Raw genomic sequence first — 20,493 nt, forward strand, 5'->3', positions numbered from 1 at the left:
TAGCTGTAAGTTTACAACTAAATGTACTCTAGCAAGTTTGATCATACGAACAAATCTTTCTACGTTCATAACTCGCACCTAGGGTATATAAGTACCAATTCAAAGACCTGATGATTACTTCTCGGTTTTAAAACTTAAATCAGTTATATTCTTATCAACAAAGGATTGACGAGTTAAGTCTATGACCACCAACATTAATAAAACTAAACTTTCAGAAAGCGATATCATTTCTAAATTCATTTTTCCGGCGGTGAAAAACGCAGGGTGGGATGATATGACGCAAATTCGTCAAGAAGTGAAATTGCGTGATGGAAAGGTGATTGTTCGTGGTCAAGCGGCGGCGCGTAAGAAAGTCAAATCTGCCGATATCGTGCTTTATCATAAACCAAGCATGCCACTTGCAGTGATAGAGGCAAAAGCCAATAAACATGAAATTGGCAAAGGTATGCAGCAAGGACTCGATTATGCGTCTTTGCTTGAAGTGCCTTTTATCTTTGCTTCGAACGGTGATGGTTTTATCTTTCACGACAAAACTAACCCAGCTCAGCTAGAAACTGAAATACGCTTAGAAGACTTTCCAACCCCGCAGCAACTTTGGAATAAATACTGTATTTGGAAAGGCTACAAAACGGAACATCTTCCCGTGATCACGCAAGACTATCACGATGATGGCAGTGGTAAATCACCACGTTATTATCAGTTGCAAGCGATCAACAAAACCGTAGAAGCTGTCGCCGCAGGTCAAGATCGAGTGTTATTGGTGATGGCGACAGGAACGGGTAAAACCTATACCGCATTTCAAATTATCTGGCGTTTATGGAAAGCCAAAGCGAAGAAAAGAATTCTGTTCCTTGCCGACCGTAATATTCTTGTTGATCAAACTAAAACCAATGACTTCCAACCTTTTGGCTCTGCGATGACCAAAATCACAGGTCGAACCGTTGATCCCGCTTATGAAATTCATCTTGGTTTATATCAAGCCTTAACTGGGCCAGAAGAAAGTCAAAAAGCCTATAAACAAGTTGATCCAGATTTCTTTGATTTGATTGTGATTGACGAATGCCATCGCGGTAGTGCCTCTGAAGACAGCGCATGGCGTGAAATTTTGGATTACTTTAGTGCTGCGACTCACGTGGGCTTAACTGCGACACCAAAAGAAACTGATGAAGTCTCTAACATTGAATATTTTGGCGATCCGGTTTACACCTATTCATTAAAGCAAGGTATTGAAGATGGCTTTCTTGCGCCTTATAAAGTCGTGCGTGTGGATATTGATGTCGATGTTCAAGGTTGGCGACCAACCAAAGGGCAAACCGATAAAGATGGTAACCTGATTGAAGATCGCATTTATAACCAAAAAGATTTCGACCGTACTATGGTGATCGATGAACGCACCGATCTTGTGGCTCAAACGATTACCAATTATCTAAAACGCACCGATCCGATGGCCAAAACGATTGTGTTCTGTAATGACATCGACCATGCAGAGCGAATGCGTCGGGCATTGGTTAATTTAAACCCCGAGCAAGTGGCGAAAAACGAAAAATACGTGATGAAAATCACCGGTGACGATGAAATCGGTAAAGCGCAATTGGATAACTTCATCAACCCGAAAAAAGCCTACCCAGTTATCGCCACAACCTCCGAATTAATGACCACAGGTGTTGATGCTAAAACTTGTAAGTTAGTAGTGCTCGATCAAGGCATTCAATCTATGACCAAGTTTAAGCAAATTATTGGACGTGGTACTCGCATCGATGATCGCTACGGTAAATTATGGTTCACCATTTTAGACTTTAAAAAAGCGACCGAGTTGTTTGCTGATGAACGCTTTGATGGTGAAGCAGAGCGCGTCAAAGTGGTTACACCGGAAGATTTTGATGATCAAGATGACTTAGATGACATCATTAACGGCATCGACCCTGAAGATATGACAGAGGAAGGCGACAGTCCATTTGGTGATGATATTGACCCTGCTTCTATTCAAGAACCAGAAGCACCTTATGGGAATACGTCAGAGAGTAATGACCCGCGAAATACTTCCGGCGGCGAGGATTGGTGGACCGATGAAGACAAAGTGCGTAAGTATCATGTCAACGGCGTGCAAGTTAAAGCGCTTGCCGAACGGGTTCAATATTACGATTCTGATGGCAAATTAGTCACGGAATCGTTTAAAGGTTACACCCGCAAAACCATGAAAAATCAGTTTGCCTCATTAGATGAGTTCACCAAGCGTTGGAATGAAGCAGACCGCAAGCAAGCCATTATTGATGAACTGGCAGAAGAAGGCATCATTTGGCAAGCCCTAGAAGATGAAGTGGGCAAAGACATGGACCCATTCGATATGATTTGCCATGTGGTTTATGACCAACCAGCATTAACGCGCAAAGAGCGGGCTGAAAACGTCAAAAAGCGTAACTACTTCACCAAATACGGAGAAACGGCTCAGCAAGTATTAAATACTTTGCTAGACAAATATGCCGATGAAGGTGTTCAAGAAATTGAAAATATTCATGTTCTTAAAGTGAAGCCATTCGATGAAATGGGCAGACCGCTTGAAATCATCAAAAATAGCTTTGGTGGTAAACCTCAATATATGGAAGCGGTGAGTGAATTAGAAGCTGAAATATACAAGCTAGGCTAATCACCATTTTAAGTTCTTGAATATATCAACGACTTCCGGAGATAAGCACTCATGCTCAACATATTGCGGAAAAACGTAATCGAGTTTGAGTGCTTCAAAGTCGGGGTGTTGGCGTATAATCCTCAAGTACAAATTGAGCTTTTCATCTGGCGTTGTTTCTCGCTGTAAATGCTTCTTTATTTTTTCTACTTCCTTAGTGCGTTCCTCTGGACTTATTTCAATATGTGAGCCGCAATCATCTGAATAACGCTCTTCGAGAACCAAATCAGCCAGTGTGCTGACACCCCAGCTTAATTCCTTTAATAGTGATTTAATTTGATTTTGTTTTTCCATTGTCCCCAATTGTCCCGAGTAGTTAAGTTAATTTGAATGCGTCGTTAGAGAAGACGATACTTAAATGAATAGAAAGGAGATAATTATGTCTAATCAAAATCCCAATTACCCAAGCAAAACTGGTAATCCATCAGGCCCGGGTCGTGGAAATACACCGAAAAAGTAGGGCTGATGGCCACCTTAGTGGCAGCTTTGGTTGCCACTAATTTTTGCATCGTTGAACAGAGTATCGAATGGCATTCTCAAACTCAGCAATATCGTTTTGGTATTGATGATATGAGACTTCTTTTGTCGTAGTTTCAATAGCGCAGAGGCATTTTTTTCTGGCTTTTAGAAAATCATTGGTTCTGTATAATATTGAACGTTTTTTAATACATGAATCGACTAAAGCATACTCAACTTCCAAAGGGTAGCGATACTCACTTGAACTTCCCATCTTGTCAAAAGCATCATTCGCTTCATACCCTCCAATTGCGCCTATTGATAAAGCACCGATTGCAACGGCTTTAGTGAGAGTGTTTTTAACAAAGCTCATTCCTTTAAAGTTTGTTTTGCATTGTTGACATGAAATGTGTTCGGAGAATTCAATTTCATTAGTTTGACTGCATTTTGGGCATTCGATTTTCATTTGGTTGCTCGGTAAAAAGTTATAGTGACAACTTACAAGCTCGATTACATTTTCAAAATTAAAACCTCAGTTTAGAACACAATTTTTCGAGTCAAGTCTGTTATAATCGGCCTCAATTTTCAGTCAGTTAAAACAGGTTTGTTATGTCAATCAGTTCAGTGATCAAATCCATTCAAGATATTATGCGTAAAGATGCCGGTGTTGATGGTGATGCGCAGCGTTTAGGGCAAATGTCTTGGTTGTTATTCCTAAAGGTATTTGATGCACAGGAAGAAGAGCTAGAGCTAGAACTGGATGACTACAAAACGCCCATTCCAGAAAAATTATTATGGCGCAATTGGGCAACTGACAGCCAAGGCATTACCGGCGATGAACTACTGGATTTTGTTAACGATGAGCTTTTTTATAGCCTCAAAAACCTAACCGCTCCGATTGATTTAAACCCGCGTGGTCACGTGGTACGTGAAGCGTTTAGCGATGCGTTTAACTACATGAAAAACGGCACATTATTGCGCCAAGTGATCAATAAACTGAATGAAATCGACTTTACTGACTCCAAAGAGCGCCACTTATTTGGTGATATTTACGAGCAGATTTTGCGTGACTTACAAAGCGCAGGTAATGCCGGTGAGTTCTATACGCCTCGTGCAGTCACCCGTTTTATTGTTGATCGTCTCGACCCTAAGCTAGGCGAAAGCATTATGGACCCGGCGTGCGGTACCGGCGGCTTCTTGGCGTGTTCGTTTGATCATGTAAAAAATAACTACGTGAAAACCGTTGCTGATCACCAAACCCTACAAAAGCAAGTTCATGGCGTAGAAAAGAAACAGCTTCCACATTTGTTGTGTATCACCAACATGATGCTGCATGGCATTGAAGTGCCTGTGCAAATCAAACACGGCAATACGCTGAACAAACCGCTTTCTAACTGGGACAGCAATATCAACGTGATTGCGACTAACCCACCGTTTGGTGGCACCGAAGAAGACGGCATTGAAAAGAACTTCCCAGCGGAAATGCAAACCCGTGAAACCGCCGATTTATTTTTGCAGCTCATTATTGAAGTGTTGGACAAAGATGGTCGAGCAGGTGTGGTATTGCCAGACGGTACTTTGTTTGGCGAAGGTGTAAAAACCAAAATCAAAAAAATGCTGACGGAAGAATGTAACCTACACACCATAGTGCGTTTGCCAAATGGGGTATTTAACCCTTACACCGGCATTAAAACCAATATTCTGTTTTTCACTAAAGGTGAGCCAACTCAGCACGTTTGGTTCTATGAGCATCCGTACCCAGAAGGCGTGAAAAACTACAACAAAACCAAGCCAATGAAGTTTGAAGAATTCCAAACGGAAATTGATTGGTGGGGCAGTGAACAAGATGGTTTTGCTAGCCGCGTCGAAACCAACCAAGCGTGGAAAGTGTCGATTGAAGAGATCATCGAGCGTAACTTCAATCTAGATATTAAAAACCCATATCAAGGTGAAGTTATCAGCCATGATCCACAAGAATTGTTAGCCCAATATCAAACTCAGCAACAAGAAATCACTCAATTGCGTAGCCAACTGAAAGACATTTTAGGCGCAGCCTTACAGTCAGGAGTGCAGCAATCAGGGGAGCAAAATTAATGAGTGATTCTTTAATTGGAAATAGCCTGATCACAGAGCATATCGATATTTGGACATCGGCCATCAAAGCCAAGTCTGCGTCTGGCCGTGGTACGTCAAAAAAAGTGGAGTTGTATGGCATTAAAAAACTGCGTGAGCTGATTTTAGAATTGGCGGTGCGTGGCAAGTTGGTGCCGCAAGATCCGAATGATGAACCTGCCTCAGTGTTGCTTGATCGTATTGCGATCAAGAAAGCGCAATTGGTAAAAGAGAAAAAGATTAAAAAGCCAAAAGCCTTGCCTGAGATTACCGATGAAGAAAAGCCGTTTGAATTGCCGAGTGGGTGGGAGTGGAGCCAATTAGGTGAGGTTACTAATTATGGAGTTTGTGATAAAGCTGAATCAGTAGATGTAGACACTCATACATGGGTATTAGAGCTTGAAGATGTAGAGAAAGTTACATCAAAACTTTTGAAGAAAGTTAGGTTTTCTGAACGCCGGTTTAAAAGTTCTAAAAATCGCTTTGAAGCTAATGATGTAATTTATGGCAAGCTTCGCCCATACCTAGATAAAGTTTTAATTGCAGATGAAGTTGGTGTTTGTACAACGGAAATGATTCCTGTTAGAACGTATTGCGATTTGTTGCCCAAATTTCTTCGCTTAATGATGAAGTCACCATATTTTATTAGATATGCGGATGAATCTACACATGGAATGAATCTTCCTCGTATGGGAACAGATAAGGCAAGAGCAGCACTTTTTCCTTTTGCTCCCCTTAAAGAACAACACCGCATCGTCGCGAAAGTCGATGAACTGATGGCGTTGTGCGATCAGTTGGAAAGCCAAACCGAAAATCAATTAGAAACCCATCAGCAGCTCGTACAAACCCTGTTAGACACGCTCACTAATTGCAAAAACCATGCTGAATTACAACAAAACTGGGCATTGTTGGCGCAAAATTTTGATACTTTGTTTACCACTGAACAGAGCATTGATCTACTCAAACAAACCATTCTGCAATTGGCGGTAATGGGCAAACTGGTGCCACAAGATCCTAATGATGAACCTGCGAGCAAACTGCTAGAGCGCATCGCCGCTGAAAAAGAGCAATTGATTAAAGAGAAGAAAATTAAAAAACAAAAAGCCTTACCGCCAATCAATGAAGATGAAAAGCCGTTTGAACTGCCGAATGGGTGGGAGTGGTGTCGTATCTTTGATGTATCTATGTTCACAACTTCAGGCTCTCGTGATTGGGCTAAGTATTATTCTGAATCTGGTGCACTATTTGTAACAATGGGGAACCTTTCGAGAGGGAGTTACCAGTTGCGTTTAGATAATAAAAGATATGTTCAACCACCAAAAGATGGTGAAGGTTCAAGAACAAGACTTGAAACTAATGACTTGTTAATTTCTATTACTGGTGATGTGGGTAACCTTGGTTTAATTCCCGAGAATTTCGGAGAAGCTTATATAAATCAGCACACTTGTTTATTACGCTTTATGCCCGAAACTCAAGGTCGTTTTTTCCCTGAATTTATGCGCTCACCAATGGCTAAATTTCAGTTTGACGCACCACAACGAGGGATAAAAAATAGCTTTCGTTTAAGTGATGTTGCCGAAATGGTTTTAGCTCTACCTCCAAAACAAGAACAGCACCGCATCGTCGCTAAAGTCGATGAACTGATGGCGATTTGCGATGACCTTAAATCTAAACTGGCGCAATCCCAACAAACCCAATTGCACTTAACCGATGCGATTGTTGAGAATGCCTATTAAGTTTGAATCGTTGATATTTCATTGGGTGAGTAACGTGCGGTAGGAGATCCTGAACTGCGCGCCCACGGCGCTTTTCAGGATGACGATAAATAAGGTGTTCAGGATGCGATAAATAGGGTGTTCAGGGGAACAATAGAGCGTTCAAGATACCTAACAGCACGTCATCCTGATGAGTGAGGCACGAACGACGTTCAGGATCTCATGCAGAAAGATTCGCCAAGTTTTAATGATGTTTACAATTCTACTACCACATTTAACTCATTGCATCACTTGACATTCGAATTTTCATATATATGATATTTCGTATGTTTAGTTGATTGGCAAAGTATTCATGTTTGAACCACTCTATTTTTATAAAGCCCTTTCAGAAGAAACTCGCTTGAAGTCTTTGTTATTAATGCAAAGTAAAGGCGAGCTATGCGTGTGTGATTTAATGAGCGCACTTAACTTAAGCCAACCTAAAGTTTCTCGTCACCTTGCTGAGCTAAGAAAGCATAACTTGGTGATTGATGATCGTCGTGGTAAATGGGTGCATTACAGAGTTAACCCTGAGTTACCGGCTTGGACTTTGCAAGTTTTGGATCTGACATTAAACAACAATCAGCCAATGATTGAACACGAATTGCGGGTTATTGAAGCCAGTAAAGCTCAATAAACCAAATATACCCTTCGTACTTGAAGTTGCAGCTTTGTTGACGGTGTTCATTCACCCCAATCACATAGACGAGCTATGCTCATGGGGCCTCATTCACTTGTCGCCTCACTGCAACTCCAATTACTTTGGCTATAACACACCAAGGTAAAATCCCAGATAAACCGAATATAAGGTCTTAAAATGACAAACGTAACCGCATGCAGTGACGAAAGTGCTGCCAAAAAAATGAGCTTCCTTGATCGTTATTTAACGGTTTGGATTTTCCTCGCGATGGCGATTGGTGTCGCTATTGGGGTTGTCTACCCTGAAGTTGCACAATGGAATGAAAATATGTCGGTGGGTTCAACTAATATCCCATTGGCGATTGGTCTTATCTTAATGATGTACCCACCGTTAGCAAAAGTAGACTACAGCCTGCTGGGTGAAGTAACGCGTGACAAAAAAGCCATTACGTTGTCATTAGTGATGAACTGGATTGTCGGTCCAATCTTAATGTTTGCTCTGGCGATTATCTTTTTACGTGACTACCCAGGTTACATGGCAGGCCTGATTTTAATCGGTCTCGCGCGTTGTATTGCGATGGTATTGGTATGGAATGACATTAGTGGTGGTAACAAAGAGTACGGCGCAACACTTGTGGCATTAAACAGTGCGTTCCAAATCGTGACATACAGCTTTATGGCTTGGTTATTCATCACAGTATTGCCTCCTTACTTTGGTTTAGAAAGCTTTGCTATTGATATCACTATCCTCGACATTGCAGAAAGCGTTTTGATCTACTTGGGTATTCCATTTTTAGCGGGCTACTTAAGCCGTAAAATCTTGGTCGCCTCGAAAGGTGTGCAATGGTACAACGAGGTCTTCATTCCACGTATTTCTCCAATCACTTTAGTTGCATTACTCGCGACGATTGTTCTTATGTTTAGCCTAAAAGGTGAGATGATTGTCGAACTGCCAATGGATGTATTACGCGTTGCCGTACCGCTTATCATCTATTTCTTAGTGATGTTCTTCGTGAGCTTTTATGTTGGTAAAAAACTGGGCATTCCTTACGACCGTAACGCTTCCATTGCCTTTACGTCTTCAGGTAACAACTTCGAATTAGCGATTGCTGTTGCGATTGCAGTATTTGGTATTAACTCAGACCAAGCCTTTGTCGGTGTGATCGGGCCTCTAGTTGAGGTGCCTGTATTGATTGCGCTGGTAAATGTCGCATTGAGAATGAAGAAGAATTACTAAACCTCTCGCCACACTTTCAACCGTGTGGCGTTTTATTTAATTTTGGTTATTAAGCGAGTTCTCCAATGAAAATTAATAGTGTTGTTACCCAAAAGAAAAGCCTTGCCATTTATGACCCTGCACTTTGCTGTAGCAGTGGTGTATGTGGTGTTGATGCCGACCAAATGCTGATCCAATTTTCTGCTGATCTTGCATGGTTGAAACAACAAGATATTGAAATCAAACGCTTCAATCTTGCTCAGGAACCGATGGCTTTCGCGACAGAAGAAAAGATCAAAACCTTTTTAGAAGAACAAGGTGTCGATAAGTTGCCTGCTTTTATCGTAGGAGAGCAATTGGTCTCATTTGGTCGCTATCCGACTCGTGAAGAGCTAGCAAGTTGGTTTGGCTTGGTGACATTAGCTGGGCAGGCAACGGCGAAATCAACTTGTCAATCTTCTGGTTGTTGTTAGGAGTTTTCAATGAAATTTTTAGATAATTTACCACCTTATCTTTTTTTTACTGGTAAAGGTGGTGTGGGTAAAACGTCTTTATCTTGTGCAACGGCATTGAACTTAGTGGAAGCGGGGAAGCGAGTACTATTGGTGAGTACCGATCCTGCCTCGAATGTGGCTCAGGTCTTTAATCAAGAGATTGGTAATAATATTACTAAGATCAAGCAAGTTGGTAATCTATCCGCCATTGAAATTGATCCACAAGAAGCGGCAGAAAATTATCGTCAGCGTATTGTTGGCCCGTTAAAAAATATTTTACCAAGTGATGCACTACGCAGCATTGAAGAACAATTGTCCGGTGCATGTACGACAGAGATTGCGGCCTTTGATGAATTTACAGGCTTACTCACTAATTCAGAAGTCAGTGATCAGTTTGATCATATAGTATTTGATACTGCACCAACCGGGCACACAATACGTTTATTGCAATTACCAGGAGCATGGAGCAGCTTTATAGAAGCGAACCCAGAAGGTGCATCTTGCCTTGGACCAATGGCTGGGCTTGAAAAGCAACGTGAACAATATGCGCATGCAGTTGAGCTTTTGTCTAATCCACAACAAACACGTTTAATTTTAGTTGCTAGAGCTCAACAAGGTGCATTAGATGAAGTGGCTCGTACCTATCAAGAGCTTTATTCACTAGGCATTGAGCAACAGTGTTTAATTGTAAATGGCGTAATGCCAGAATCTGCTGCATTAAGTGATCCATTAGCGGCTGCGATTCGTCAGCGTGAGCAAGCAGTACTTCAAAACCTGCCAGAGGCTTTGAAAAATTTAACGATGGATACGGTCACACTAAAAGCCAATAATATGGTTGGCGTTGAAATGCTGAGCTCATTATTGAAAGCAGATTGTCCATTGGCAGATTTAGCTGAATCATCACTACAAAGTATCGAGCATGATGAAACGCTCGCTGCTATGGTTGATGAGTTAGCGAAGGATGATCATGGTTTAATTATGTTAATGGGTAAGGGCGGCGTTGGTAAAACCACGTTAGCGGCTTCAATTGCGGTTGGTTTAGCCAATAAAGGGCTCGATGTTCACTTAACGACTTCCGATCCTGCGGCACATTTACAAGCCACGTTAAAAGGCGAGCTTGAAAGCCCAGCTCTTGAAAACTTACAAGTAAGTCGTATTGATCCTGTAGAAGAAACTGAACGTTACCGCCAGCATGTGTTGGAAACCAAAGGTCAAAATTTAAGTGATTCTGAAAGAGCTTTGCTTGAAGAAGACTTACGTTCTCCTTGTACAGAAGAGATTGCTATTTTTCAGGCGTTTTCACGGGCGATCCGAGAATCAGGTCGTCGTTTTGTCGTTATGGATACCGCACCAACAGGGCACACACTTCTTTTACTGGATGCGACAGGTGCATACCATAAAGAAATCGAGAAAAAGATGGGTGAAAAACAACGTTTCACCACGCCATTGATGCAATTGCAAGATCCAGAACGCACCAAAGTATTAATTGCGACATTAGCGGAAACGACTCCGGTATTAGAAGCTAAGCACTTGCAAGATGATCTTGCTCGCGCAGGTATTCATCCGTGGGGTTGGGTAGTGAACAATGCATTATCGGTGGCTGAAACGACATCACCATTATTGCAACAAAGAGCCAATCAAGAGTGCTATCAAATTGGTTTAGTGCAGCAATATGCATCACGATTAGCTTTGGTGCCAATGTTAGTCAAAGAGCCAGTAGGTTTAGAAGCGCTTAGTCAAATGACGAAATAACTGACACTATATACCCAAGTAACTTCAAGATGCGAGTTTCAGCAAGAATAAAACAAGCTTTAGGCAAGGCAAATTGAATATGATCATAGTTATTCTATCTCTGTTCAATTTAACGCAGCATAAAGCTTGTTTTAACTTGCCCTTCGGGAGCTTCATCCAAATCTCTTCTTTTTTATAAGAGATAGGCTGCGTCAGATTGGTTTGAAAGGTGTCTACATTCCTTCGCCAATCTTCCTTGCCTAAAGGTTTGGATGATAGCTCTGAATCCTGCATCTTGAAGTCACTTGGGTATATGCACACCACTTTAAACTGTGAATGTATTGACTATAAGCAGCTTGAAGTGGTGTTTTATCATCAAACCTTTACCTTCCTTAATTTAGCCTCATCAACACCAGTTACTTACTGCAATTGTTGTTATTTCGGTAATTGTGGAAATTGTTCTTGATTAATGAAACCATAATTACTATATTTCTGGAATATTAGAAATATAAGGGCGGTACTGTGAATAATGAATTAATTGATATGGCACATGATGCTTTAGATATGTTTGTCTTTTTAGCCGCTGAGCTCATCGTGCTTTTTTTAGCAATCAGTTATTTGGTTGGTGTACTGCAAGAGTTTCTTACACCTGAAAAAATTCAATCGATACTGAGTTCGCGTAAAGGGAAAGGGTATTTTATTGCGGCATTGCTTGGTTCTATTACGCCATTTTGCTCTTGTTCGACTATCCCATTTTTAAAAGGTTTGTTGCGTGCTCGTGCTGGTTTTGGGCCAATGATGGTATTTTTATTTGCTAGCCCATTGTTAAACCCTGTGATTATCGGTCTCTTTTTTATTACTTTTGGGTGGCAAGTGGCATTATTTTATTTTGCTGTCGCGATGACTGTATCGATAGCTTCGGGTTACTTGTTGGAAAAATTGGGCTTTGAACGTTATATCAAACCAGAAGCGTATCAATCCCATGAAACATCAGGATGTGCGACTAATTCAAATAATCAGCAAAGCAGTTGTTCACTTGTTGCAACGAGTCCGAAAACGTCATGTTGCGCACAACCTGAGCCGGTTACCAAGGTAGAAAATGTGAGTTGTTGCAGTAAAGTTGGAGCAGAAAATATTGAAGAAGTAAAGATTAAGCCTCAACCCAAAGTTGCAGTTGTATCGGATAGTAGTTCTTGTTGTTCTGTCAATAATGCCGAAACCTTACTCGAGACTAAGCCGCTTAGCCGTTGGATGAGAATATGGTTATCAACGTGGAAAGATTTTAAACAAGTATTGCCATATTTAATATTGGGGATCGCGATTGGTTCATTTATCTATGGCTTTATTCCAACGGAATTTATCGTAGAGTATGCTGGAGCAAATAAATGGTATGCTATTCCCGTTGCGGCTGTGATAGGTATTCCTTTGTATATTCGTGCAGAAGCGGTGATTCCATTAAGTGCAGCATTAGTGAAAAAGGGAATGGCTTTAGGTTCGGTGATGGCCCTGATTATTGGCAGTGCTGGCGCGAGTCTAACGGAAGTTATTTTGCTAAAATCCATCTTTAAAAATCAGATGATAGCAGCATTTTTAACGGTAATATTAAGTATGGCGATTGGCGCAGGGTTACTTTATAACTTTATTTTTGGTTAATATACCCAAGTAACTTCAAGTTGCAGATTTGTTGACGGCGTTCATTCACCCCCTTATCTCTTTATTAAAGAAAGTCATAGACGAGCTATGCTCATGGGGCCTCATTCACTTGTCGCCTCACTGCAACTCCAATTACTTTGGGTATATGGATTTTGACTATTTAAACATTTAACTTATGGCGAAGAAGTGATGGAAATTGAAGCGATTGCAAAAACGTTGAAAGAGCTCGGGCATGCCACACGATTGATGATTTATAAAACGGTGGTAAAGGCGGGTTATCAAGGTATTGCGGTAGGAAAAATTCAAGAAAAGTTAGAGGTTCCAAACTCAACGCTTTCTCATCATATATCTGCGCTAATTTCAGCAGGTTTGATCACCCAAAGACGAGAAGGAACGGTTTTATATTGTGTAGCGGAATATGAAATTTTACAAAGCGTGATTGGTTACTTGCAAGACGAATGTTGTGTCGATGAACGAGGGTCGCAAGATTAGGTTTCTCATGACCTAAGCTGACTCATCGCCTGATTTAATTAGCAGATATACCCGTCGTACTTGAAGCTGCAGTTTTGTTGCCGGCGTTCATTCGCCCCAATCACATAGGCGAGCTATGCTCATGGGGCCTCATTCACTTGTCGCCTCACTGCAACTTCAATTACTTTGGGTATAGAATAGAAAGAATAAGGGGTCACTTTGATGAGTGACCCCTTAATATTTAGAGCTTTGGCACTTGAAGTGATCACTCCAATTACTTTGTTTATTTACCTTTCACCATAAACTGGACATCTTTTGCGATATCACTGATATGGTCACCAGCACGTTCTAAGCCTTTGGCGATAAATAACAATTCAACTTGTTGTTTTGGTGCTGTATTGCTATTGCCAAGCTCTTCTAATAAAGATGTATAAAGCGCTTTATATTGGCTATCTAACTCATCATCACCTTTCCAAACAACGCCGGCTTGTGAATAGTTTTTATCATTGTAGGCTTGAATAACATTGTTCAGCATATCCATCAGTTGAGTATGCATATTATGAAATTCTTCATTACGTTGAGGGCTGATGGCATGTTTAAAACGGCTCGATTTGATGGCCATCGACTTTGCATAATCTCCAATACGTTCTAAACGAGGCGCCATGCGCATAGAGCAAAGGATAAAACGCAAGTCATCTGCGACTACATGTTGACGAGACAATACTTTTTCACCGTAAAACTCAATAGAAGCTAAGCATTGGTTAGCAAATTTATCTTGCTCTACCACTTGATTAGCAAGATCTTTATCTGGAATGTCAAAGACTTGAAGTGCTTGCTCGAACTCTTTAAGAACGCTATTTGCCAATTGATTGACGGTTTCTTGTATTTCTTCTAAATCTTGATCAAATTTTTTAAATATATGAGCACTCATAATGTATTCCTAACCAAATCGTCCTGTAATGTAATCGCGTGTTTTCTCTTTTTGTGGTGAGCGGAATAAATTGTCGGTTGGAGCAAATTCAACCATTTCACCCATATGCATATAAGCAGTGTAATGAGAAATACGTGCAGCTTGTTGCATGTTATGTGTCACGATAACGACCGTCGTTTCTTTATGTAAATCGCTGAGCAAGTCTTCAATTTTTGCTGTTGCGATAGGATCAAGAGCAGAGGTCGGTTCATCAAGCAATAACAAATCAGGCTTAGGTGCTAATGCACGTGCAATACATAAGCGTTGTTGCTGTCCGCCTGATAAGCCATAAGCCGAAGTATGTAAGCGATCTTTCACTTCATCCCAAAGCGCAGCACCACGTAAAGATGACTCCACTCGTTCATCAAGTTCCGCTTTTTTAGTGATACCTCGAATGCGAAGGCCAGCTACTACATTCTCGTAAATACTTTTCGGGAATGGGTTCGGCTTTTGGAAAACCATACCAACAGTTAGGCGAACTAGGCCCGGTTCCATTTCAATTAAGTTTTTACCGCTTGGGTGTAGCAGAATTTCACCTTGATACTTGTGACCAGGGTACAAGTCATGCATACGGTTGAAGCTACGTAGTAAAGTACTTTTTCCACAGCCAGAAGGACCGATAAGTGCGGTGATCTTTTTATCAGCAATCGGTAGGTTGATGCCGTTTAACGCTTGAACTTTACCGCCATACCAGAAATTTAAGTCTTTTACTTCAGCGCGTAATGTGTCTGAAATAGTGTATGTTGAGGAAGTTTTTCCCTCTACGGCGGCTTCTTTTTGTTGTACTAAGTCGCTTGTTGGAGCGGTCATAGTTTGTGTCGTCATAATATTTTTCCTATCACTTCAAGTTACGACGTAGTCGGTAGCGGATATAAATAGCAATTCCGTTCATTGCTACGGTCATTGCAATCAGTACCACACCAGTAGTTGCTGCATTGACATGGAATTCTGCTTGTGGGCGAGATAGCCAGTTAAATAGCTGAATCGGCATTAGGGTAAATGGGCTTGATAACCAATCAAAATTAATGAAAGGGAATTGGTTTTGAACTGGAGGACTAGGTAAGAAAGCAATAAAGGTTAATGCTCCAATGGTAATAACCGGCGCTGCTTCACCAATCGCGCGCGCTAAGCCCACAATGGTGCCAGTGAGAATACCTGGGCGGGCCGCAGGAATAATATACATTCTTACGGTTTGCCATTGATCAGCACCTAAGCCATAAGCGGCTTCACGTAGTTCTTGTGGGATACTACGAATCGATTCACGAGTGGAAACGATAATGACTGGCAAAATTAACAACGCCAGTACTAGACCAGCAGTCAAAATACTTTCGCCTAAGCCAAAGCCATAAATGAATAAACCTAAAGCGAGTAGGCCATAAATGATAGACGGTACACCCGCTAAGTTACTCACGTTAATTTCGATAATGTTAGTTAGCCAGTTTTTAGGTGCATATTCTTCCAAGTAGATACCAGCAGAAACCCCTAGAGGAATCGAGATACAAGCGGTCACTAACATCACTAAGCTAGTACCGACCCATGCCGATAAAATACCTGCTCGCTCTGGATGGCGTGAAGGGAAGTTGGTGTAAAAACTTGGATCAAACAAACGTGGAAAACCAGTATGGAGCAGGTCGATAAAAACGCTGAGCAACAAAGACATGGCGACAACGAGGATAAATATCCCAATTGAAGCGATGACTAAATCGTCTCGTTTATTTTTACTGACAATTGTTTCAAGTGGGAGCGATGAAGTGGCCATTAGTAAACCTCTCTAAATCTGCGGCGCAGATAGAAACCAATGATGTTGAAAATTAAGGTGATGATAAATAGCACTAAACCGGCAGCGAATACGGATTGGTAGGCGATCGTACCATGAGGTAAATCACCCATTGCCATCTGTACGATGAAAGAGGTAATCGTTGCAGCACCTTCTGTTGGGTCGAAACCAAATCTTGGGTTTTGTCCGGCAGCAATTGCCACTACCATAGTTTCACCTACTGCGCGGGACATACCAAGAATACAGGCTGCGGTAATACCAGATAAAGCCGCTGGAATCACAATATGTAAGGCAACTTTAAAACGTGAATAACCAAGAGCGTAGCCAGCTTCTCTTAAATGCATAGGCACAGAACGCATCGCATCTTCACTCACCGATGCGGTGTAAGGCAGGATCATAATGCCCATCACAATACCCGGAGCCAGTAAGTTAAAGCCTGATAACCCAGGAATGATGGCTTGTAAAAGAGGGGTCACAAATAACAAGGCAAAGAAGCCGTAAACGACTGTTGGTATCCCTTCAAGTAATTCTAAAAATGGTTTAACCGTTTCTCTTACTTGGTTACTCGCGTACTCACTTAAGTAAATGGCTAAACCAATACCAGCAGGAATCGCTACTAGTAATGCAATACCGGCGACAGTTAAGGTTGCAGAAACTAATGTCATCACACCAAAGTGAGCATCAGCAAACATTGGGGTCCATTGGGTGTCGGTTAAGAAATCAGAAAGTGCGACGTGCTCAAAAAAAGGTAAGGATTCTGAGATCAATACATAGACAATACCAACAGTGACTAGAATAGATGCCAACGCCGCCGCCATTAATAAATATCGGCTGACGATATTCCAAAAAGCACGACGCCTCAGAAAGGCTTCTGAAACCATCATGCTATCTGGGCTTAAGTTTGTTTTATTCATATAGAAAGTACCTAATCGATACAACAAAGAGGGCAGAACGCTGCCCTCATACGATTTATATTGCGAATTATTTTGGTGTGCGAGCGAGTAACTCTTCGATTCCTACACCTACTTCAGCACCGTGGAATACGCTACCCGTGCTGCGGTTTTTGAAGTTCTCTTGAGCGAGTTTGTAAGCTTTTTCTGGAAGTGGTACATAACCTACTTCGCTTACTAGCTTAGAGGCTTCTTTTTCATCCATGTAGAATTCAACAAAACGTTCGACGTGTTTTTTCTCATCGGCTGATTTTTTGCTTACATAGATGAAGATTGGGCGAGATAGTGGCTGGTAAGTGGCATTTTTTGCGTTCTCAACACTTGGTTCAACCGCTGCGCCACCTTTCCAGCTAATTGGTGCTGCTTTCAGTTTGTCTTTGTTTTCTTCAAAGTACGCTAAACCAAAGAAACCAAGAGCGTCTACATCGTTAGCCACACCTTGTACGATAATGTTGTCATCTTCTGTTGCTGTGAAGTCACCACGGCTTGATTTGCCTTCCACAACCGCTTCAAGGAAGTAGTCGTAAGTACCTGAGTCAGTACCTGGACCAAAAAGTTTTAATGGGCGGTCTGGGAAGTCTGGGTTCATTTGTTTCCAAGAAGTAATTTTACCTTGAGCGGCTGGTTCCCATGCTTTTTTAAGGTCTTCAACATTCAATTGTTTTACCCAGTCATTTTTAGGGTTGATAACAACCGTTAGCGCATCAAGAGCAGCTGGAAGTTCGATAAATTCAACACCATTCTCTTCACAAAGTTTACGTTCAGAGTCTTTGATTGGACGTGAAGCATTAGAAATATCCGTTTCTCCACGACAAAACTTTTTAAAACCACCGCCAGTACCAGAGATACCTACAGTAACCATTGTTTTACCTTTTTCAGCAATTTGGAATTCTTCTGCCATTGCTTCAGTGATAGGGAAAACGGTACTTGATCCATCGATTTTAACGAGATCACGAGCATTGGCTGTGTGGCTTACTGTTAATAGTGAAGATAAAACTAAAGTTGTTGATAACGTGTGTTTCATGACTGTCTCCATTTGTTAGTCATTTATGTTTCGATTGTTACCCTACTGATCATTTATGACATATTTATGTCACTTTATTTAAATATTCACATGTCCATATGTGCGGATGATTTTTTATGCTATATCTTTTTTACGGATAGATACTCATGAAGAGGGAAGTATGGATAAGCGAAGTGTGCATTTTATTAGTTACCCAAATTCAAGCTTGGCTCGAATTGCGGCGCATCTTTTACATCAACAATCGGCGAGCTTGTATGACATTTCGTTTGAAGTATTAGACGATGAAGTGGACTCTGAAGGGGAGGAGTTGGAGCGATTCGATTATTTTGGTTATTCATTTCTTGACCCGGTTACTCAAATTGAACCCGCTTATGATTATGTCGTTGATATTAATTATGCAATGTATCGTTGCCAGAAAAGACGGGAAGCCTACTTCAAGAATATTTACTGGGAAGTAAGTTGCAATAAAAGTGCAACAAATATCCTGCAAGATAATGTCAATTTTTTTGTCTCTCGTTTTAATATCGTTGCATGACATTTCTAATAGGGTCGAATTAATTATTGACTTCTATTTTATATTAAATAATATATACGCATATTCATATATAAGGGTGTAGCGATGTTGCCTCATCAATTTTTTAAATTACTTTCAGACGAAACTCGTGTGAGATGTTTACTGATTATTGCTCGTGAAACACAAGTGTGTGTGGGTGAGTTAACGCTTGCTCTTAATGAAAGCCAGCCGAAAATATCTCGCCATTTAGCGTTATTACGTTCAAGTGGAGTAGTGGTTGATGTGCGTCAAGGTCAATGGGTTTTTTACCGTTTATCGAGTGAATTGCCTGGCTGGATGAGAAAACAAATTCAAGGGTTAACAGAATCTAACTGTTTAAAAAAAGAATACCAACAAGATATTTTGCGCTTATCTGAGATGGAATCACGTCCAGAGTGCTGTGTTTAGAGGAAAATAAGATGTCTATAAAAGTAGGAATTAATGGATTTGGTCGTATTGGACGTTTAGCGTTAAGAGCTTCTTTCGATTGGCCTGAAATTGAATTTGTACAAATTAATGATGTGGCAGGGGATGCAGCAACACTTGCACATTTACTTGAATTTGATTCTGTACAAGGCCGTTGGCACCATGAAGTCACCAGTGAAGGCAATGCTATTGTTATCAATGGTAAATTGATTCAAACCTCAAAAGAAAAAGCGATTGATGCGGTCGATTGGTCAGGTTGTGATGTGGTGATTGAAGCTACTGGTGTTCATCGTAAAACTGAATTTCTTAATCAATATTTAGCACAAGGTGTTAAGCGTGTTGTGGTCTCTGCACCAGTAAAAGAAGAAGGCATTGCTAATATCGTTGTCGGTGTAAATGACCATATTTTTGATCCTGTAAAACATCAAATAGTGACGGCGGCTTCTTGTACCACGAACTGTATTGCGCCTGTAGTAAAAGTGATTCATGAAAAATTAGGTATTGCTCAATCCTCTTTCACTACGATCCATGATTTAACCAATACTCAAACCATTTTGGATGCACCGCACAAAGATCTTCGTCGTGCTCGCGCCTGTGGCATGAGTTTGATTCCAACCACAACTGGTTCAGCAAAAGCGATTGTTGAAATTTTCCCTGACTTAGCTGGAAAAATTGATGGCCACGCGGTTCGCGTACCACTGGCTAATGCATCACTCACTGACATTATTTTTGATGTTGAGCGTGATACTACGGTTGAAGAAGTTAATGAGTTGCTGAAACAAGCGTCTGAAAATGAGCTTAACGGAATTCTTGGTTTTGAAGCACGCCCACTGGTTTCTATTGATTATAAAGGCGACCAACGTTCAACGATTGTTGATGCCTTGTCTACTATGGTTGTCGGAAAGCGTATGGTAAAAATCTATGCTTGGTATGACAATGAAATGGGTTACGCGACACGTACTGCAGAACTTGTTCGTAAAGTCGGCTTAGCATAAGGAAAACATATTATGACACATCCAACATGGTTACTTCCTCTTGAGGTGGATAACTCCGGACTCGTGCTAACGCCTTGCCCAGGAACAAAAGGCATTGAGCTTGCCGATAGTATTGCACAACTTAAATCGCAAGGGGTTAGCATTGTAGTTACCGCTTTAAGCGTCAAAGAGATGCAAGACGCCGGTGTAGAGTACTTACCTGAAGAAGTCGAAAAAGCAGGGCTGCAATGGTTTAACGCGCCCATTGAAGATGATTGCGCACCAGATGATGCTTTTCATGCTCGTTGGAAGCATCTTGCTCCATCTTTGCATAAAGCGATAAATCATGGTGAAAAAATCGCGCTTCACTGTATGGGTGGTTCAGGACGCACTGGTTTATTAGCGGCTCACCTTTTATTAGAAAAAGGGTGGGAATTACCTGAAATTATCTCTCAAGTTCAAGCACTAAGACCGGGCGCTTTTACCAAAGAAATACAAATTGACTATATCAATCAGTTTGCAAAATCTGTTGCCTAATTCAACGCAGGTTTAATCTGTTAATTTTTAATACTGCCTAAAGAGCTACCTGATGGTGGCTCTTTTTTAAAGA

At 41.1% G+C, this 20,493-nt stretch carries 20 protein-coding genes; 13 read left to right on the plus strand and 7 right to left on the minus strand.

Going from position 1 to position 20,493, the window contains the following annotated elements; all coding sequences use genetic code 11:
• The first annotated feature begins 181 nt into the window (after positions 1-181).
• Positions 182-2,644, plus strand: a complete 2,463-nt coding sequence (gene hsdR / locus QQJ93_RS06160; protein ID WP_089122666.1) for an EcoAI/FtnUII family type I restriction enzme subunit R — start codon at positions 182-184, stop codon at positions 2,642-2,644.
• Here the strand turns inward: hsdR and QQJ93_RS06165 are convergent, their stop codons facing one another.
• On the minus strand, positions 2,645-2,977 hold the full coding sequence (locus QQJ93_RS06165; protein WP_089122667.1) for an elongation factor Ts: 333 nt from the start codon (positions 2,975-2,977) through the stop codon (positions 2,645-2,647).
• 202 nt (positions 2,978-3,179) lie between these two features.
• Positions 3,180-3,605: a hypothetical protein gene (locus tag QQJ93_RS06170; RefSeq protein ID WP_089122668.1), complete on the minus strand. Its 426-nt coding sequence runs from the start codon at positions 3,603-3,605 to the stop codon at positions 3,180-3,182.
• Positions 3,606-3,748: 143 nt separating this feature from the next.
• On the opposite strand from QQJ93_RS06170, the gene QQJ93_RS06175 reads away from it, so the two are divergent.
• From QQJ93_RS06175 to QQJ93_RS06210, 8 genes are all read left to right on the plus strand, one after another.
• The gene (locus QQJ93_RS06175) at positions 3,749-5,233 is read left to right on the plus strand and encodes an N-6 DNA methylase (RefSeq protein ID WP_089122669.1); all 1,485 of its coding nucleotides are present in this window, start codon (positions 3,749-3,751) and stop codon (positions 5,231-5,233) included.
• A complete protein-coding gene (locus tag QQJ93_RS06180) occupies positions 5,233-6,987 on the plus strand; it encodes a restriction endonuclease subunit S (RefSeq protein WP_089122670.1) in 1,755 nt (584 codons plus the stop codon). The genes QQJ93_RS06175 and QQJ93_RS06180 overlap by 1 nt, the downstream gene beginning before the upstream one ends.
• A gap of 331 nt (positions 6,988-7,318) precedes the next feature.
• The gene (locus tag QQJ93_RS06185; RefSeq protein ID WP_089122671.1) at positions 7,319-7,642 is read left to right on the plus strand and encodes a metalloregulator ArsR/SmtB family transcription factor; all 324 of its coding nucleotides are present in this window, start codon (positions 7,319-7,321) and stop codon (positions 7,640-7,642) included.
• Positions 7,643-7,822: 180 nt separating this feature from the next.
• Positions 7,823-8,881 carry an ACR3 family arsenite efflux transporter gene (gene arsB / locus QQJ93_RS06190; RefSeq protein WP_089122672.1) on the plus strand — a complete coding sequence of 353 codons (1,059 nt, stop codon included), beginning with the start codon at positions 7,823-7,825 and terminating at the stop codon, positions 8,879-8,881.
• 65 nt (positions 8,882-8,946) lie between these two features.
• Positions 8,947-9,333, plus strand: a complete 387-nt coding sequence (gene arsD / locus QQJ93_RS06195) for an arsenite efflux transporter metallochaperone ArsD (RefSeq protein WP_089122673.1) — start codon at positions 8,947-8,949, stop codon at positions 9,331-9,333.
• A gap of 9 nt (positions 9,334-9,342) precedes the next feature.
• On the plus strand, positions 9,343-11,106 hold the full coding sequence (gene arsA, locus QQJ93_RS06200; protein ID WP_089122674.1) for an arsenical pump-driving ATPase: 1,764 nt from the start codon (positions 9,343-9,345) through the stop codon (positions 11,104-11,106).
• 501 nt (positions 11,107-11,607) lie between these two features.
• The gene (locus QQJ93_RS06205; RefSeq protein ID WP_089122676.1) at positions 11,608-12,738 is read left to right on the plus strand and encodes a permease; all 1,131 of its coding nucleotides are present in this window, start codon (positions 11,608-11,610) and stop codon (positions 12,736-12,738) included.
• 189 nt (positions 12,739-12,927) lie between these two features.
• Positions 12,928-13,230, plus strand: a complete 303-nt coding sequence (locus tag QQJ93_RS06210; protein WP_089122677.1) for an ArsR/SmtB family transcription factor — start codon at positions 12,928-12,930, stop codon at positions 13,228-13,230.
• Positions 13,231-13,492: 262 nt separating this feature from the next.
• Here QQJ93_RS06210 and phoU read toward each other — a convergent pair whose 3' ends face one another.
• The 5 genes from phoU to QQJ93_RS06235 all read right to left on the minus strand — a co-directional run bounded on the left by phoU (position 13,493) and on the right by QQJ93_RS06235 (position 17,930).
• Positions 13,493-14,140, minus strand: a complete 648-nt coding sequence (gene phoU / locus QQJ93_RS06215; protein WP_089122678.1) for a phosphate signaling complex protein PhoU — start codon at positions 14,138-14,140, stop codon at positions 13,493-13,495.
• Between the two features lie 9 nt (positions 14,141-14,149).
• Entirely contained in the window at positions 14,150-15,004 is an 855-nt protein-coding gene (gene pstB / locus QQJ93_RS06220) for a phosphate ABC transporter ATP-binding protein PstB (protein WP_348542213.1), read from the minus strand.
• Positions 15,005-15,017: 13 nt separating this feature from the next.
• Complete coding sequence (gene pstA / locus QQJ93_RS06225; RefSeq protein ID WP_089122679.1) at positions 15,018-15,938, minus strand: phosphate ABC transporter permease PstA; 921 nt, start codon at positions 15,936-15,938, stop codon at positions 15,018-15,020.
• Positions 15,938-16,870: a phosphate ABC transporter permease subunit PstC gene (gene pstC / locus QQJ93_RS06230; protein ID WP_284186048.1), complete on the minus strand. Its 933-nt coding sequence runs from the start codon at positions 16,868-16,870 to the stop codon at positions 15,938-15,940. Before pstC ends, pstA begins: the two co-directional genes overlap by 1 nt.
• 67 nt (positions 16,871-16,937) lie before the next feature.
• Positions 16,938-17,930: a PstS family phosphate ABC transporter substrate-binding protein gene (locus QQJ93_RS06235; protein WP_089122680.1), complete on the minus strand. Its 993-nt coding sequence runs from the start codon at positions 17,928-17,930 to the stop codon at positions 16,938-16,940.
• Between the two features lie 160 nt (positions 17,931-18,090).
• Here QQJ93_RS06235 and QQJ93_RS06240 point away from each other — a divergent pair, with 160 nt between their 5' ends.
• From QQJ93_RS06240 to QQJ93_RS06255, 4 genes are all read left to right on the plus strand, one after another.
• The gene (locus QQJ93_RS06240; RefSeq protein ID WP_089122681.1) at positions 18,091-18,465 is read left to right on the plus strand and encodes a hypothetical protein; all 375 of its coding nucleotides are present in this window, start codon (positions 18,091-18,093) and stop codon (positions 18,463-18,465) included.
• 84 nt (positions 18,466-18,549) lie between these two features.
• A complete protein-coding gene (locus QQJ93_RS06245; RefSeq protein ID WP_089122682.1) occupies positions 18,550-18,891 on the plus strand; it encodes a metalloregulator ArsR/SmtB family transcription factor in 342 nt (113 codons plus the stop codon).
• A gap of 11 nt (positions 18,892-18,902) precedes the next feature.
• Positions 18,903-19,904, plus strand: coding sequence for an ArsJ-associated glyceraldehyde-3-phosphate dehydrogenase (locus QQJ93_RS06250; protein ID WP_089122683.1), 1,002 nt, complete (start codon positions 18,903-18,905; stop codon positions 19,902-19,904).
• Between the two features lie 12 nt (positions 19,905-19,916).
• Entirely contained in the window at positions 19,917-20,420 is a 504-nt protein-coding gene (locus QQJ93_RS06255; protein ID WP_089122684.1) for a cyclin-dependent kinase inhibitor 3 family protein, read from the plus strand.
• Positions 20,421-20,493: the final 73 nt, after the last annotated feature.

It is taken from the genome of Vibrio algivorus (assembly GCF_030161215.1).
GTDB classification, from domain to species: domain Bacteria; phylum Pseudomonadota; class Gammaproteobacteria; order Enterobacterales; family Vibrionaceae; genus Vibrio; species Vibrio algivorus.

Bases quoted from the DNA above. Each gene is read 5' to 3' on its own strand.
- arsD (WP_089122673.1), top strand. From the start codon at position 8,947: ATGAAAATTAATAGTGTTGTTACCCAAAAGAAAAGCCTTGCCATTTAT.
- phoU (WP_089122678.1), bottom strand. From the start codon at position 14,140: ATGAGTGCTCATATATTTAAAAAATTTGATCAAGATTTAGAAGAAATA.
- QQJ93_RS06210 (WP_089122677.1), top strand. From the start codon at position 12,928: ATGGAAATTGAAGCGATTGCAAAAACGTTGAAAGAGCTCGGGCATGCC.
- hsdR (WP_089122666.1), top strand. From the start codon at position 182: ATGACCACCAACATTAATAAAACTAAACTTTCAGAAAGCGATATCATT.
- QQJ93_RS06170 (WP_089122668.1), bottom strand. From the start codon at position 3,605: ATGAAAATCGAATGCCCAAAATGCAGTCAAACTAATGAAATTGAATTC.
- pstC (WP_284186048.1), bottom strand. From the start codon at position 16,870: ATGAATAAAACAAACTTAAGCCCAGATAGCATGATGGTTTCAGAAGCC.
- arsA (WP_089122674.1), top strand. From the start codon at position 9,343: ATGAAATTTTTAGATAATTTACCACCTTATCTTTTTTTTACTGGTAAA.
- QQJ93_RS06165 (WP_089122667.1), bottom strand. From the start codon at position 2,977: ATGGAAAAACAAAATCAAATTAAATCACTATTAAAGGAATTAAGCTGG.
- pstA (WP_089122679.1), bottom strand. From the start codon at position 15,938: ATGGCCACTTCATCGCTCCCACTTGAAACAATTGTCAGTAAAAATAAA.
- pstB (WP_348542213.1), bottom strand. From the start codon at position 15,004: ATGACGACACAAACTATGACCGCTCCAACAAGCGACTTAGTACAACAA.
- QQJ93_RS06175 (WP_089122669.1), top strand. From the start codon at position 3,749: ATGTCAATCAGTTCAGTGATCAAATCCATTCAAGATATTATGCGTAAA.
- QQJ93_RS06245 (WP_089122682.1), top strand. From the start codon at position 18,550: ATGTTGCCTCATCAATTTTTTAAATTACTTTCAGACGAAACTCGTGTG.
- arsB (WP_089122672.1), top strand. From the start codon at position 7,823: ATGACAAACGTAACCGCATGCAGTGACGAAAGTGCTGCCAAAAAAATG.
- QQJ93_RS06240 (WP_089122681.1), top strand. From the start codon at position 18,091: ATGGATAAGCGAAGTGTGCATTTTATTAGTTACCCAAATTCAAGCTTG.
- QQJ93_RS06250 (WP_089122683.1), top strand. From the start codon at position 18,903: ATGTCTATAAAAGTAGGAATTAATGGATTTGGTCGTATTGGACGTTTA.
- QQJ93_RS06185 (WP_089122671.1), top strand. From the start codon at position 7,319: ATGTTTGAACCACTCTATTTTTATAAAGCCCTTTCAGAAGAAACTCGC.
- QQJ93_RS06235 (WP_089122680.1), bottom strand. From the start codon at position 17,930: ATGAAACACACGTTATCAACAACTTTAGTTTTATCTTCACTATTAACA.
- QQJ93_RS06180 (WP_089122670.1), top strand. From the start codon at position 5,233: ATGAGTGATTCTTTAATTGGAAATAGCCTGATCACAGAGCATATCGAT.
- QQJ93_RS06255 (WP_089122684.1), top strand. From the start codon at position 19,917: ATGACACATCCAACATGGTTACTTCCTCTTGAGGTGGATAACTCCGGA.